The organism is Acidobacteriota bacterium, assembly GCA_038040445.1.
In the GTDB taxonomy this organism is placed as follows: domain Bacteria; phylum Acidobacteriota; class Blastocatellia; order UBA7656; family UBA7656; genus Onstottus_A; species Onstottus_A frigus.
The window spans coordinates 87,623-102,008 of record JBBPIG010000015.1 but is presented as its reverse complement, the minus strand read 5'-3'; the positions used below and the strand labels follow the sequence as shown (position 1 = coordinate 102,008).

13 protein-coding genes are annotated in these 14,386 nt (G+C 58.5%); 1 reads left to right on the top strand and 12 read right to left on the bottom strand.

Annotated elements, in window-relative coordinates; genetic code table 11:
- Window positions 1-10 precede the first annotated feature (10 nt).
- From AABO57_16940 to AABO57_16915, 6 genes are all read right to left on the bottom strand, one after another.
- Window positions 11-1,171 (bottom strand): membrane dipeptidase, encoded by a 1,161-nt coding sequence (locus tag AABO57_16940; protein ID MEK6287430.1) that lies wholly within the window; start codon window positions 1,169-1,171, stop codon window positions 11-13.
- A gap of 21 nt (window positions 1,172-1,192) precedes the next feature.
- The gene (locus AABO57_16935; GenBank protein MEK6287429.1) at window positions 1,193-1,687 is read right to left on the bottom strand and encodes a hypothetical protein; all 495 of its coding nucleotides are present in this window, start codon (window positions 1,685-1,687) and stop codon (window positions 1,193-1,195) included.
- 52 nt (window positions 1,688-1,739) lie between these two features.
- Window positions 1,740-3,878, bottom strand: a complete 2,139-nt coding sequence (gene ppk1, locus AABO57_16930; GenBank protein ID MEK6287428.1) for a polyphosphate kinase 1 — start codon at window positions 3,876-3,878, stop codon at window positions 1,740-1,742.
- The gene (locus AABO57_16925) at window positions 3,875-5,203 is read right to left on the bottom strand and encodes a trypsin-like peptidase domain-containing protein (protein MEK6287427.1); all 1,329 of its coding nucleotides are present in this window, start codon (window positions 5,201-5,203) and stop codon (window positions 3,875-3,877) included. Before AABO57_16925 ends, ppk1 begins: the two co-directional genes overlap by 4 nt.
- 270 nt (window positions 5,204-5,473) lie before the next feature.
- Entirely contained in the window at window positions 5,474-6,271 is a 798-nt protein-coding gene (locus tag AABO57_16920) for a TlyA family RNA methyltransferase (GenBank protein ID MEK6287426.1), read from the bottom strand.
- A 14-nt stretch (window positions 6,272-6,285) separates the two neighbouring features.
- A complete protein-coding gene (locus tag AABO57_16915; protein ID MEK6287425.1) occupies window positions 6,286-7,527 on the bottom strand; it encodes a DUF5715 family protein in 1,242 nt (413 codons plus the stop codon).
- A gap of 176 nt (window positions 7,528-7,703) precedes the next feature.
- Between AABO57_16915 and AABO57_16910 the strand changes: the two genes are divergently transcribed.
- Window positions 7,704-8,477, top strand: coding sequence for a zinc ribbon domain-containing protein (locus AABO57_16910; protein MEK6287424.1), 774 nt, complete (start codon window positions 7,704-7,706; stop codon window positions 8,475-8,477).
- Window positions 8,478-8,499: 22 nt separating this feature from the next.
- Here the strand turns inward: AABO57_16910 and AABO57_16905 are convergent, their stop codons facing one another.
- The 6 genes from AABO57_16905 to xseA all read right to left on the bottom strand — a co-directional run bounded on the left by AABO57_16905 (window position 8,500) and on the right by xseA (window position 14,383).
- Entirely contained in the window at window positions 8,500-8,856 is a 357-nt protein-coding gene (locus tag AABO57_16905) for a hypothetical protein (GenBank protein ID MEK6287423.1), read from the bottom strand.
- An 88-nt stretch (window positions 8,857-8,944) separates the two neighbouring features.
- Window positions 8,945-10,849: a 1-deoxy-D-xylulose-5-phosphate synthase gene (gene dxs, locus AABO57_16900; protein ID MEK6287422.1), complete on the bottom strand. Its 1,905-nt coding sequence runs from the start codon at window positions 10,847-10,849 to the stop codon at window positions 8,945-8,947.
- A gap of 63 nt (window positions 10,850-10,912) precedes the next feature.
- Window positions 10,913-11,812: a polyprenyl synthetase family protein gene (locus tag AABO57_16895; GenBank protein ID MEK6287421.1), complete on the bottom strand. Its 900-nt coding sequence runs from the start codon at window positions 11,810-11,812 to the stop codon at window positions 10,913-10,915.
- Window positions 11,813-11,981: 169 nt separating this feature from the next.
- On the bottom strand, window positions 11,982-12,218 hold the full coding sequence (gene xseB, locus AABO57_16890; protein MEK6287420.1) for an exodeoxyribonuclease VII small subunit: 237 nt from the start codon (window positions 12,216-12,218) through the stop codon (window positions 11,982-11,984).
- Window positions 12,219-12,221: 3 nt separating this feature from the next.
- Entirely contained in the window at window positions 12,222-12,887 is a 666-nt protein-coding gene (locus AABO57_16885; GenBank protein ID MEK6287419.1) for a DUF1287 domain-containing protein, read from the bottom strand.
- Between the two features lie 143 nt (window positions 12,888-13,030).
- Window positions 13,031-14,383, bottom strand: coding sequence for an exodeoxyribonuclease VII large subunit (gene xseA / locus AABO57_16880; GenBank protein MEK6287418.1), 1,353 nt, complete (start codon window positions 14,381-14,383; stop codon window positions 13,031-13,033).
- Window positions 14,384-14,386 lie beyond the last annotated feature (3 nt).

The window sequence follows — 14,386 nt, the reverse complement described above, 5'->3', positions numbered from 1 at the left end:
TATCCTGGAACTATCCATTCCATATCTGAGACAGGACCCGTTTGAAGTTGCCGCCGAGGATGCCCTCGATGTCCTTGTCGCTATACTTTCGCCGAATCAGTCCTTCGGTCAGGTCAAACATTCGCCTCGGATGATCGATGCCTTCAATATCGATCTTCTCGCGGAACCCGTAGCTGCCCTTGTAGCCGGCTCGCAACTGTCGATTCAACTCCGGTGGCATCGCGTCGTAACCATACAGATCGATATCGCTGCCGACGCCGAGATGCTCGGGGCCGGCCAGCTTCGCCACGTGGTCGAAGTGATCCAGAGCGTGCTCGATGGTAGTCGGCTCGTCAGCCTTCACGAACATGCGAACCCCGGTTATGCCCATGACGCTGCCGGCGGCTCCCATTTTCTTTATGGCTTCATCGGTCTTGCAGCGCGGGTGACCGGGCACAAGAGCGCGGCAGTTTGAGTGGGTGATCAGCACGGGCTTTTTGGAAACCTCAAAGGCATCGAGCGTCGTGCGGTCACCGCAATGAGAGACGTCGACAGCCATACCCACCGAGTTCATTCGCTCGATGATCGCGATGCCGAAATCGCTGATGCCTTCGTCGCGGCGTTCGGTCGAGCCGTTGCCGATCATGTTCCGCGAGTTGTAAGTCAGTTGCGAAACGCGCTGGCCGATTCCGTGAAAGAAGTTGACGTCGGCGGGCGTGCGAAACTGCTCGGAGTTTTGCAATCCCAGCAGCACGCCGATCTTGCCTGACTTCTTGACTCGTTCGAGATCCGCCGCGCTGGCCACGCGCATCAGATGATCTGTGTGACCGGCGATGAATCCGTTCCATGATGCGAAGAACCTGAGCACTTCGAGATAGGCTTCCGGCCCGCCCACTCCAACGCCGATATGCAAGACGTTGATGCCCGAGTCTTTGAAAGGTTGAAGGTCCGCGACCGTGAAAGTCTCCGGGTTTGCGAACCACCGGGCTTGCTTGGTGAAGTTGAGCGTGAACGGGCTGAGCATGTCGATGACGGTTGATCGGGTCATCAGCTCAACCGCTCGCGCCGAGTACTCCTTCGGTGAAGCGGCGAACAATCGGTAACGCCCGCGATTGGTCATCGGCGCGGCAAGCGTTGCGAGACCGGCTCCGCCGGCCGACTTCAGCATATCTCGACGAGTCAGCTTTTTCATGAATGGTCTTTGATTCGCGCGTTACTCGCGGTCACACACGATGACCTGCTCGAACCATGCTCCGCCTGCATCGGTTCCCTTCACATTTGCAGTCAGCGTTTTCCCGTCGCTCGAGACTTCAAAAGTGCTTTGACCGATCGCTTTTCCGTCTTGCCGGGCCACGGTTTCTAGAATGTGCGCACCCACCCATCTCGAAACCTCTACAGCGCCGGCCATTCCTGCAAGCGGGTGTTCCTTGCCGTCCGGATGGAACGTGGTTGTACCTTTTTCTTCCACCCCGGACATGTTTACGCCGGTATAGCTGAGCGTCACAACATCATCGGAAATCGTGAAGCGAAACGTGGCGCTTTTGAAGAGATGATTCGGATGGCGCTTCGATTTCGAGAGGTTGGCGTTCCACGTACCTACTAGTGGGTTTTTCTCTTGCAGGATCGCAGCCGGCGCGGCCGCAGCTACAACCAGCATAACCACCACTGACAGGAAAGGTGACGTTCTTCTCGGGATAGTTGTTTTCACGATATCGACTCCTTTGCTTCGCATGGCCGCGGCGGGAAGATTAGCCGCGCGGCTAAACAGAGCCGTAGTAACTGATGAAGTGATTCTGCGAGTCGACCGTCTCTTCACCTTCAGCCGCCCGTACTCGCTCATAGCTTCCATCCGGCTGAAGGCGCCGCGCCTTGACGTTGTCCCGCAAGCACACGTCGAGCACTTCTTCCTTCAGATGCTTCCTCAATCGCGGATCTTCGATTGGCGCGAGCAGCTCGACGCGCCGATCGAGATTCCGCTGCATCCAATCCGCGCTGCCAATGTAGATGTCGTCTTCGCCACCGTTCAGAAAGTAGAAGACTCGGCTGTGCTCCAGAAACCGGCCGACGACGCTCGTGACAGTGATCGTATCCGAGAGCCCTGGAACGCCCGGCCTCAGCGCGCAAACCCCGCGGACCAACAGATCGATGGGCACGCCGGCCTGCGATGCTTCGTAGAGAGTGCGAACCAGCTTGGTATCCGTCAGACTGTTGATCTTGGCGATGATGCGCGCGGGTCGTCCATTCTTGTGATGCTCGATCTCTCGTTCGATCAGGGCGGTCACCCGCTCGCGCAAGTTCACCGGCGCAACAAGCAAGCGGCGATACTCAGTCTGCTTCGAGAAGCCAGTCAGATAGTTGAACAGTTCACTTGCGTCCGCGCCGATCTTTTCGTCAGCGGTGAACAGGCCGAGGTCGGTGTAGATTCGAGCGGTCGCCGGATTGTAGTTGCCCGTTCCTACGTGCACGTATCGCCGAAGCGAGTCAGCTTCGCGGCGCACAACCAGCGCCAGCTTGCAGTGGGTCTTCAATCCGATCAGCCCGTATACAACGTGAACGCCTGCGCGCTCGAGCCTCCTCGCCCACTCGATGTTGCTCTCTTCATCGAAACGAGCCTTCAGCTCCACGAGCACCGCCACTTGCTTGCCCTTTTCGCTCGCTTCCATCAAGGCTCGAACGACCGGCGAGTCGCTTCCGGTGCGGTACAACGTCATCTTGATGGCTTGGACCGCTGGATCGTTCGCGGCGCTGTTGATGAAATCGACGACCGACGAAAAAGAGTTGTATGGATGATGCACGAGCACGTCCTGGCGCCTGATCACGTCAAAGATGGACTCGTCCGTTCTGAAGGCAGCGGACAACGGAGCGCTGAACGCCTTATCCTTTAGTCCCGGCTGATCGAGTTTGTAGAGCGCCATCAAGTCGGGCATGTTGAGCGGCCCGTCGATCGTGTAAACATCATCGGCATTCAACCGCAGCGAGCTTGCCAGATATCGGACCATCTCGCCGGGCATCGTGGCGGCGACCTCGAGCCTTACCGCCGTACCGAATCGCCGTTTGCGTAACTCGCGCTCGATGGCTTGCAGAAGGTCATTCGCTTCGTCTTCACGGATTTCAAGATCGGCATCGCGCGTCACCCTGAAGGCGTGCAGCTCGCTTGCACGCATTCCCGGGAACAGCATCTCGACGTTGGCCGCAATGAGTTCCTCGAGCAGGATGAACTCATTGCTCGATTCATCACCAACCTGCACAACCCGCGGGACGAGAGGCGGCACCTTAACCCGCGCGAAGCGTGGCGCCGAAGTGCTCGCGGTCGAGTCCGCGTCGCCGTTCGGTTCGATCATAACCCCGAGGTTGAGACTGAGGTTCGAGATATAAGGGAAGGGGTGACTCGGATCGACTGCTTGCGGGGTGAGCACGGGGAATACGTTCTCCATGAAATATGTGCCGAGCATGCGTCGCTCGCGATCCGACAGTGCGCGGTAGGAGGTAAGCACGATGCCGTTTGAAGAAAACTCGGGAAGCAGTTCCTCCTTGAAGCAGCGAACCTGCTCGGCCAGCATCGGGCGCAATCGCTCGTTGATCAGTTTGAGCTGAGCCGCCGGCGTCATGCCGTCGAGCGACAGATCGGTGACACCTTCATCGACCTGCTCCTTCAGTCCGGACACGCGGATCATGAAGAACTCGTCGAGGTTTGCGGAGAAGATCGACATGAACTTTACGCGTTCGAGCAGCGGCTGCGACTTGTCGATCGCCTCTTCAAGCACGCGGCGATTGAACTCAAGCCAGCTCGCCTCGCGGTTGAACAGCAGCTTGCGCGAGAGAAAAAGCGTCGGCGGAAGCGTAACCGGATGTCGTCCGCCCCTCTCGTCCGTCTTATCCGGGTTCATTGCGTCTGTCATTTCATTGCTCCGGAGCGCTGCGCAATCTCGATTCTGACCTGGGAGCGCAGGCATCCCTGCCTGCTTGCCGTTGCGTGAGAAAGAAAATAGCCAAGTCTGCTAAGAGAGGCAGGCAGGGATGCCTGCGCTCCCAGGTTTCTCACAAGCGTGAGCGCGGAGCTTATTGGGAGGCACAGCGCGATGTCCTGCGCGCTGCCGATGTTCCCGGTCAGAATACCGATCACTTCTCCCCTCCGATTGAGCACCGGCCCTCCACTGTTGCCGTGATAAGCGCGCAGACTGAGTTGAATGAAATCGTGCCCCACGCGGCTCACGATACCTGTTGAAATCGACGGATCAACCGTGCTGTCCTTAGTCCATTGCAACAAGTCCAGCCCAAGAGGATACCCGATAACGACAACTTCGTCGCCTGGATTTGTGTGGCTGATATCGGGTTCAATGCCGCGCACAACCGAAGGGTTGGGGAACCTGATCTTTAGAATCGCCACGTCCACGCTGCTGTCCGGTCCAAGCTTGTAGACCTCTGCCGGCATCGCGTCTTCGACCTTCTGATGCGGGAGGATCGCCTCGATCCTGGTGATCCGGCCGGTCGTTCCCGGCGGCAGCGCGTTATATTCCCAGTCGCGAACCAGATGGCGATTTGTGACAATTAATCCGCTCTCCGAGACGATGAACCCTGACCCGGTCCGCGCTTCAGTCGTCGTTACCCGGCCACTCGAATCAAGCAGCTCGAACTCCGCTCTAATGAAAACAACCGCAGGGCTATTGAGTTCGGCGACTTCCGCGAAGCTCATCGGCTCCGGGTCGGAAGCGCGAAGCCGGGAGGATGCGACTATTCCGCCTACGCCGCCCGCCAGCATAGCGGCTACCAGAGCTACGATGAGCGCGGCGTTGCTCTTCAAGATGCCGACCGCGCGAGTATTTGGCGCGCTGTCGGGAGTAACCGATAAATCACGATCGTGGGCCGGTAGTGGCGCGCTAATCGTCTCAACCTGATCTTGCCCCGTATCGCGATCAATCTCGCGGTCAATCTCGAATCGCAACAGCGGGCCGCCGGCGCCGAATTCGAGTAAGTCGTCATGCTCCAACTCGCTGACTACCACGCGGCGGCCGTTGATCGACGTTCCATTGGTCGAGCCGAGGTCGCGCAGCACAAACTGACCTCCGCGCTGGATAACTTCGGCGTGATGTGACGAAACGCGCCGCTCGCCGTCGCCTAAGCAGAGCATGTTATCCGCGGCGCGCCCGACCGAGATTCTGCCGGCGGTGAAGTCTGCACATTTTCCCTTTTGGGGACCTATGAGGTAGGTGAAGGTGGTACGCATCTGTTACTTGCAGATTCTAAGACAGCCCCTGGTGGTCAGCAAGACGCGTAGTGTCCTAATCTTGAGTTGGTCGACTAGGACACTCTCAAGCGAGGGCGTATTTGGACTGCGGTGGCGTCTTTGCGTTGCCACCGCTTTCTGTCGTTTCATGGGCGGTAACAAAAAGCGGCGGCAACGCAAAAACGCCACCGCAGTCCAAATACGCGGTCGCCCGATCGTGTCCTAGTCGATCGACCAACACAAGATTAGAACACTACCCAAGATTGCTTCTCACACAAGCGGGGTTAGATCGAGGATTCGCTGTTCAACCTCTAACGTCACCTGCGCATCGACCGTCGAACACTTTAGATGAATCAGGAACTCGCGGTTGCCTTCCGCGCCGAGTATCGGAGATTGAATCAAGCTTATAGGACGAAAGCCGGCCTCGAGCGCGGCTTCGTTAATCTCGCGCAGCACCCGTCTGTGCTTCGCGGGATCGGTGACTATTCCGCCGCGTCCGACCTCACCTTTGCCGACTTCAAACTGGGGTTTGATCAGCGCGACGCAGTCTGCCTTTTCGTCGAGACACGGTCGCATTGCCGGAAGTATTTTCGTGAGCGAGATAAACGACACATCGACCGTCGCGAGATCGAAACTAACAGGGAACTGCCCGGGATTCAGGTTGCGCGCGTTCACGCCTTCCAGCACGACCACCCGCGGGTCCTGACGCAAGCGCCACACAAGCTGATTGTGCCCTACGTCCACGGCCCACACGCGCGCAGCTTCGTGTTGAAGCAAGCAGTCGGTGAATCCGCCGGTCGAGGCTCCCACGTCGATACAATTCTTTCCGGCAGCGTCGATGTTGAACTCGCGAAGCGCTGCTTCGAGTTTCAATCCTCCCCGCCCGGCATATCGAAGAGTCTCGCCTTTGATTCGAATCTCCGCATCCGTATCGATCAACTGGCCGGGCTTATCGACGCGCTGTTCTCGAACAAGCACCTGGCCCGCGAGGATCAACGCTTGCGCGCGCGTTCGGCTCTCGACGAGTCCCCGCTCGACTAAGACCTTGTCTGCACGCTCCTTTGCCATTCTAATTTGTGTCCTCACCGCCCACGCTTTCGACTCGTTCCTTCTCGCAGCGAGGCGGCTCGTGATTTCTTGCCAGGATTGCGCGATCCTTTTTCCGCGATCAAACGAGCGATGAGCTTCTCATCCGGCCGCCGTCCACTCCCAAAGACATACACGTGAATGTTATCTCGCGCCTCGCGGAGCGCTTCGACGCGTCCCTCGTCTTCCAGATGTGCGATGAACGACATCAAGAACTCCTGCTCGGCTGCACTCATATACTTGTAATACAGATCGAATGCCAAACCGGTCGAGTGGGGAGGCGTAGCACCCCGCGCGGCGTTCGCGTTAGTCCCCGCGAGTTCGTGCTGGTACTGAACCGGACGCAGCAGCGAAGAGACGGGCAGCGGGCGGTCGAACTTCTCTTTGTAGGCGTGAGCGATCTTAGAGAGCAGATCACGCGCTTCCGGTCGAATGAAGCTGAGAAGACGGGTCTTCAAACGGCGCCGCGCATCCGCATCGTTCAAATCGTATGCCTCACCCTCGAAGTCACGGGCAACGTCCGAGAGCGTTTGATATTCCGCCAGGATAGCCTTGCGCCGCCCGGCATCGGCGTAGAAGGCTGCCAACATTTTGCTCCTCGCTCTTGTCGAGTTGAATGCTTTGCGAGTCAGCGCAAGCTCGGTCGACAGCGTGGCTCGGCGAGCGCGATCACGCCTGGGCACGCGCCGCCACGCGGCTTCGAGATAGGAAAGCCTGGCGGCTTTTTCTTTGACGTCACTCAGCGCTTGCTGGACTTCCGCCCTAAAGCCTTCTTCGGTTGCCTGGAGCGGGATGTCTTGCCTCGTCCCGCTATCGTAGTGCGCGAACGGTTCGCCGCTGACACGATAGCCTACGCCGTACAGAATGTAGTCCGAACCCAGAGGCTTTATCTCGACGATCTCGCCGCGCTGGATCAACGGCACGAGGTCCGCGAAGTCACGACAGATGGCATCGACGCGCGCCCGGAAGTCTGCAGCTTGCACAGCCAGAAAGCGACGACGATCGACGTAATGCTCGAGTTGTTCCGGGACTTCGACTGTAGCATTTCTGCCAACCGGTTCCCCACGATCTTGTTCGATCTTACCGGCTGCTGCTTTCCACGGATCGACAGTTTCGGCAACCGCCGGGGGCGGGGTCACCGCGGCGCGGTTGCAGCCCACGCAGGGGATCGCTGACAGCACAATGAATGCTGAAAGCGCACGGATGGTCTGGCGTTGCGTTGCGTTAAGGTTAATCAACCTGACCCCTCAGTGAATAGCTTATCCGAGTTCAAAACTATCGCGCTATGGTTGGCGTATGAGAGAAGGCGCAACGGCAGCGTGCACACTTCGAATTCAGCAGTTAAGGTAGTGACAAGCTTTTTGGTTGTGGGTAAGCTTTCGGCTTGGGAACCAGCCGTCGATGGGAGGCGAAGATGTTTTGTCCGAAATGCGGTAGTGAATCAGTCGAAGCCCAGCGTTTCTGCAAGGCCTGTGGGACTAACCTTCAATTGATCAATGACGCGCTCAGCGGCGGCGATGGTCCTCAGGGTCCATTCGGGATCAACGTCGACGAGCTCGCCAAGAATGCAAGGGACTTCGCCAAGAGCTGGAAGACCAACGTTGCCGTCGCCGTCGGCGGGCGGACAGGCAGCGGAGACGCAAGGGAGCGGCATCGAGTCACTCGCGAAATAAGAAAGCAAGCCCGTGAAGAAGCGCGCCGCCAAAACCTACCAAAGCCGAAGGAGTATATGTCCTACTCGTGGCAGCATAACCTCAGAAATGGCCTGGTGAGCCTGTTCTGGGGCGCAGGCCTCGGAGTGCTTCTCTACTATCTTGGCCAGACTGCGATTGATGAAGGGCTTATCAGGCGCTTAGAGGAAAGCTCGCAGGGCCATGTTCAAGGGCTCGAGCCGATAGTGAGGATGATCTGGATGATTGCGCTGCTGCCGGTGCTGAAGGGACTGGCGCACATCATCTACGCGGCGTTCTTTGCGGAGTCGATGGCGACGCTTGCGGCTCGTTTCACTCCGCCGCCGTTGTTGGAAGAACCGCAACCCTTTATCAGGCAGGACACCGCGCCCGTGGTCGAGCGACAATCTGTTCCGATCGGCTACGAGCCTCCAATCGAGCCGCCTCCGAGCGTCACCGAGCACACGACACATATTTTCGAGGATGCTCAGCCGCAAGGGAAACGCGAGACTCAGTGAAGAAGAAGTCCGTAGTCCGTGGTTAGTAGCTCGTCGAGATCCCATCCGGTTTAAGCCGTACTTCGCACCGAGTAAGAGTCTGTTGTTCGCGCTCGGTCAGTTCACCGCTCTGACCATGTTCCAACAGTCGCTCCAACCTGCGTTGACGTTCCACTGGCACTCGACTCTCGGCAATCTTCCACAACTTCTCATCCCCGAGGGTTTCCATGCTCTCAAGGTCTGAGCGGTATTGAGCCGGCACTTTCTCGAGCGATGGCGTGGCGCCTTTAACAATGCTCGCCAGCACGCGTTCGAGGGGACGCTTCATCCCCTGGGCGGCGCGCTTCATATGCCTGTAGACCTCTTCGGGAAGCTCAACCGTGATTGCTTGTCGGCTCATCGCTATCCTCTTTCCGAGAAAAGGTCACTGACCACGCTGCCTGCGACTTCGAACCTGGAACCCGGAACTCTGAACCCGGAACCCGGAACTACCGTGTATACACCGGCTCGAAGCTGAACTTGCTCGCGACGAAGTCTCTCACCTGTGCGTAGATTCCATCCGCGTCGAGTCCATACTTCGCAAGCAGCAAGCTCTGGCTGGCATGCTCGATGATCTTGTCCGGGAAGCCGAGACGCAGCATGCGAACTTCATTCAGGCGGTTTTCTTCAAGCAGCTCCATCACCGCGCTGCCGAAGCCGCCCATCAGATAGTGATCTTCGGCAGTCACGATCGAACCGTGTGAGCGCGCGAGCGCCAGTATCAACTCCGAGTCCAGCGGCTTCACGAACCGCGCATTAACCACTGTTACGTTGATGCCTTCCAACGCGAGTCTCTCGGCGGCCTTCTGGCAGTAGCTCACTTCTGATCCTATCCCGAGGATCGCCACATCCGAGCCTTCGCGCAGAATCTCGCCCTTCCCGATCTCGAGCGCTTCGATCTTTTCATCCATCGGCACGCCGACGCCGCTGCCGCGCGGATAGCGCACAGACGCCGGCCCGTCGTACAAGACTCCTGTCTTGAGCATGTGCCGAAGCTCGTTCTCGTCCTTCGGCGCCATGATCACGAATCCGGGCATCGGCCGCAGATAAGCGAAGTCCATCAGCCCGTGATGAGTCGGTCCGTCGGCTCCAGCCACACCCGCCCGATCGAGCGCGAACGTCACGTCGAGTCCCATCAACACGACGTCGTGAAATATCTGATCGAACGCGCGCTGCAAGAACGTCGAGTAGATCGCCGCGATTGGTTTCAAGCCTTCCGTAGCCATGCCGGCGGCGAAGGTCACCGCGTGTTGTTCGGCTATCGCGGTATCAAACGTCCGATCAGGAAACTCCTTCATCACCTTGCTGAGCCCGGTGCCGTCGGGCATCGCGGCCGTGAGGGCCACAATGCGTTTGTCTTCTTTCATCAAGTCGATAGTGGCCTGGGCGAACACTGCAGTGTAAGCCGGCGCCGTGGCCGGCTCCTTGATGAACTTGCCGGTTGAGATCTCGAAGGCCGACGTGCCGTGCCACGCAGCTTTGTCGCGCTCGGCCGGCTCGTAGCCTTTGCCCTTCACCGTCAGCGCGTGAATCAGCACCGGGCCGGCTTCGCTCTTCGCTTCTTCCAGGGTTTGAAGTATTGAGTTGATATCGTGACCGTTGATCGGACCCAGATACTTCAGTCCCAGTTCTTCCCAAAGCGCGCCGGGTATGAACGCTCGAGCGAGAGTGTCCTTGACCGCTTTGGCGCTCGACAGCATGAGCTCGCCGAACGCAGGAATAACCTTCAGCCACTCTTCGACTTCGTGCTTGAACTCGTTGTAGGGCCGCGCGCCGCGAATCCGGTTCAGGTACCCTGAAAGCGCGCCGACGTTGGGCGAGATCGACATCTCGTTGTCGTTTAGCAGGATGATCATCCGCTTCTTGAGATGCCCGACTTGATTTATGCCTTCAAGCGCCATCCCGGCAGTCAGCCCCGCGTCACCGATGAAGGCAACTACGTTGAAGTCTTCGTTCTTCAGATCGCGCGCGGCGGCGATGCCCAGCGCCGCAGAGATGGACGTGCCCGCGTGAGCCGCGTTGAACACGTCATACTCGGATTCCTCTCGCCGCAGAAAGCCGCTCAGCCCCTCGTATTGTCGAATAGTGGGAAACTGATCGCGACGGCCGGTCAGGATCTTGTGCGCGTAGGCCTGATGACCTATGTCGATGACCAGCTTGTCGCGAGGAGTATCGAGCGCGTAGTGCAGCGCAATAAGCAACTCGACCGGGCCCAGGCTCGCGCCGGTGTGACCGCCGATCTTTGAAAGTGTTTCGATCATGTACTCGCGGATCTCGTCGGCGAGCGGTTGCAGCTTCGATTGCGGAAGGCGTCTGAGGTCCGCCGGATCGTTGATTTGCGAGAGCAACTTCATAATAAGCCTTGGTCTCCTGAAGGTTTTGCTAGCCCTGAACTGGCGTTAACAAAGATAGCGACCTCACGAGCTTCTTGCAATGATGAATCCGGCTATGTCTTCCAGGACATGGGTCTTTAGATCGAGACTGGAAACGATCTCGACTGCCTCAGCAACCAGCTCGCCTGCCCGTGCTTCTGACGACGCTATTCCGTGGATCGCCGGGTAGGTAGCTTTGTTAGCGGCCCGGTCTTTACCGGGTGTCTTGCCGAGCTGCTCGCTCGTTGAAGTCACATCGAGGATATCATCCGCGATCTGAAAAGCGAGACCGATCCGCTGACCGTAACCTCGAAGCTTCTCTATCTGGTCGTCGCCGGCACCCGCGATAATGCCGCCGACGACAACCGAGGCGCAGATCATCGCGCCGGTCTTCGAGCGATGAATGTATTCGAGCATCGCCGCGTCAATCTGCTTGCCCTCGCTTTCGATATCCGCTATCTGCCCGCCGATCAGCGCGTCGACAGTCCCCGCGGCAGACGCGATCTCACGGATGACTCGCACTTGCCGCTCGGCGTCGCGTTTCGGCGAGTCCGAAGCCAACACGCGAAACGCCTGAGTCAACAGCGCGTCGCCCGCGAGAATCGCAACAGCTTCACCGAAGGCCTTGTGACAGGCCGGACGGCCGCGCCGCAGGTCGTCGTTGTCCATCGCCGGAAGATCGTCGTGGATCAACGAGTAAGTGTGGATCATTTCAATCGCGCAAGCCGCGGGCATGAGATCGTCGGTATCGGCGCCGAAGGCTTCACCGGCGGCGAGCACCAGAGCAGGTCTAAGCCGTTTCCCGCCCGCAAGCAAGCTATAGCGCATCGCACGATGAAGCTGCTCGGGCGGCGCTGACTGGGAGGGCAGAAAGCGGTCGAGCCATTCGTTGACTTCTGTAGCTCGCCGCGCCAGATAACTCGTGATCGTTTCGGGTGAGGTCATTCTTCCTCATAGCAGGCGAATCAATCTATTGCCACTAAGCCACAAGGGCACAAAGGAACACAAAGCATGCATTCACTGACTTGGGGCACCTTCGTGGCTTTGTGTCTTACTGGCGAACCTCTTTTTCAGCAGCTCGCTAGACCTCCGGGGAGCACGTGATTCCCGCGCGCTATTCTTCCTCAGGCTCTTCGAACGGCGCCGGCTTGTAAGCGCCGTCGTTGCCGCGAAGCAGGATCTCAACCTTACGCTCGGCCTCGTCGAGACGCTTCTGGCACTCGCGCGAAAGGCGCACCCCCTGCTCAAACAGTTCGAGAGAACGGTCTAGCGGAAGATCGCCCGCTTCGAGCTGGCGGACGATCTGCTCAAGCTCTTCGAGCGATGACTCGAAACTTTTTTCTGGCATCATCTTTCACTTCCACATTCTGTAGTGACCTATTATCTTCCAAGCCATCAGCACGTCCTCAATCTTCGCGCCGGCGCCAATGTTGTGAACGATCAGATAATTCTGTGTTCCCGCGGCGGCGGCGTCGGTGACAAGCCCAATATGAAGCAGGTGGTTATCGAGTTCCCACGCGACCACATCACCGGGCAGGTAATCAGATGGTTTGTTCGCGGCAATAGACTTGCCAGCCCTTTTGAAGAAGGTCATCAGGTTTGGCACACGTCGATGGTCGATGTTTGAGTCGGGCCTGCGTGCGCCCCATTTGTCGGGATACGCCCCGAAATGCCGCGCCATGTCTTCGTGAACTTCTTTCTGCAGATCGACCCCCGCATTCCGGAAAGCCCTCACGACGACATCGGCACAAACCCCGCGATCGAGCGGGACATCGCCGTTCGGGTAGTCGAGCTTCGCATACGATGGGTCGTAGGCAAAGGTATATTGGGTCTGCTCGATTGCGGCATCCACTGCTTTCTTTATCTGCGGAATGTCTGAAATCGGGCGGCGAGTTAGGTTCTCAACTGTAGCCCGTTGCGCCGCCTTCGCCGAAGCCGCAGCCTCACCGGGTCGGGACACGCAGGCTGAGGTTGACGTCACGGCGATGAGCGTTCCGGCGAGAAGTGCTACGGTCCGCATCAGACTAGTTCTGGAGTTTCTGGTTTGTAGTTTCTGGTTTCTGGTTTTTGGTTTCAAGTTGCTAAGAGTATACCCGTTTGAGTCCGGCCCCAGTCAAAGGCAAGGCTGATCTGCAACCACAAACCACAAACCAGAAACCAGAACTAATTCTTGGTGCAATCCATCTCGCCTTCCGACACCCGGACGCGAACTTTCTCGCCGGAACTCACCTCGCCGGCGCGTTTGATGACTCGCCCCTGTGAGTCAAACGCGATCGCGTATCCGCGCGCAAGCACGCCAAGCGGCGAGAGCGAATCAAGCTTGCCTGCTGCCAAGCACACTCGTTCGCTTGCGCTCTCGACGACAACCCGAGTGCCTGCCTGAAGCCGCCCGCTCAGCTCGGCGAGTCTGCCGCGCCGCTCGATCACCCGTCGGCGCAAATCGCTTTCGCTCAAGCGCAGCTCCAATGCCGCGTGGCGAGCGCGCCGTGTTTTCAACGCGGTTCGCAGAGACGATTCCATCGAGTAACCTGCATCGTCAACTCTTTGGGCGAACCCGCGTATGCGCGATTGGACTTCAGGAAATGCGCGGCTCGATTCAAGCTCAGATAAGGTGCTGCGCAAGGCGAGCAGGCGGTACCGAACCGCCTTCCTTATGTCTTCGGCGAGACCGTTAGCTCGAGAGCACATTTCATCGCGCGCGCTGGCTACCATCTCGGCAGCCGCCGACGGAGTAGAAGCGCGCAGGTCGGCTACCATGTCCGCGATGGTGAAGTCAGTTTCGTGACCAACAGCCGAGATAACCGGCACTCGCGAGTTGTAGATCGCTCGCGCAACCGCCTCGTCGTTGAAGCACGACAGGTCTTCCGTCGACCCGCCGCCTCTTCCCACGATGATCGCGTCCACTTCTTTGCGCGAGTTCAATAACCGGACGGCTCGCGCGATGTCTGACGCTGCCGCGTCGCCTTGAACGCGCACCGGCGCGATCAATACGCTCACCGCTTCATTGCGCCGCTTCAGGACTCGAAGGATGTCGCGGATCGCCGCGCCCGTTGGCGAAGTCACCACACCGATGCAGCGTGGCAAGATCGGCAGCGGCCGCTTACGTTCCATCGCGAACAGACCGTCGGCCGCCAGACGCGTCTTCAACTGCTCGAGCGCAAGCTGTAAGGCGCCGGCCCCCACCGGCTCCATGTACTCGACTATGAGTTGATACTCGCCGCGGGCGTCGTAGATGGAAAGCCTGCCTCGGGCGATGACGTGCAGCCCATCTTCAGGTATGAAGCGAATCATTCGATTCTGCATTCTGAAGCTGGCGCACCGCAGCGAAGCGGCTTCATCCTTGAGCGAGAAATACCAGTGCCCCGACGAGTGCCGGCGGAGGTTTGATATCTCACCTTCGACATAAACGTCGATGAATTCGCGTTCGATAAATGCCTTGAGCCGCGACGTCAGCTCGGACACCGAGACCGCGCGGCGTTGTTGCATGAGTTGTTCGAGGAAGGTCAGTTGAGACATTCA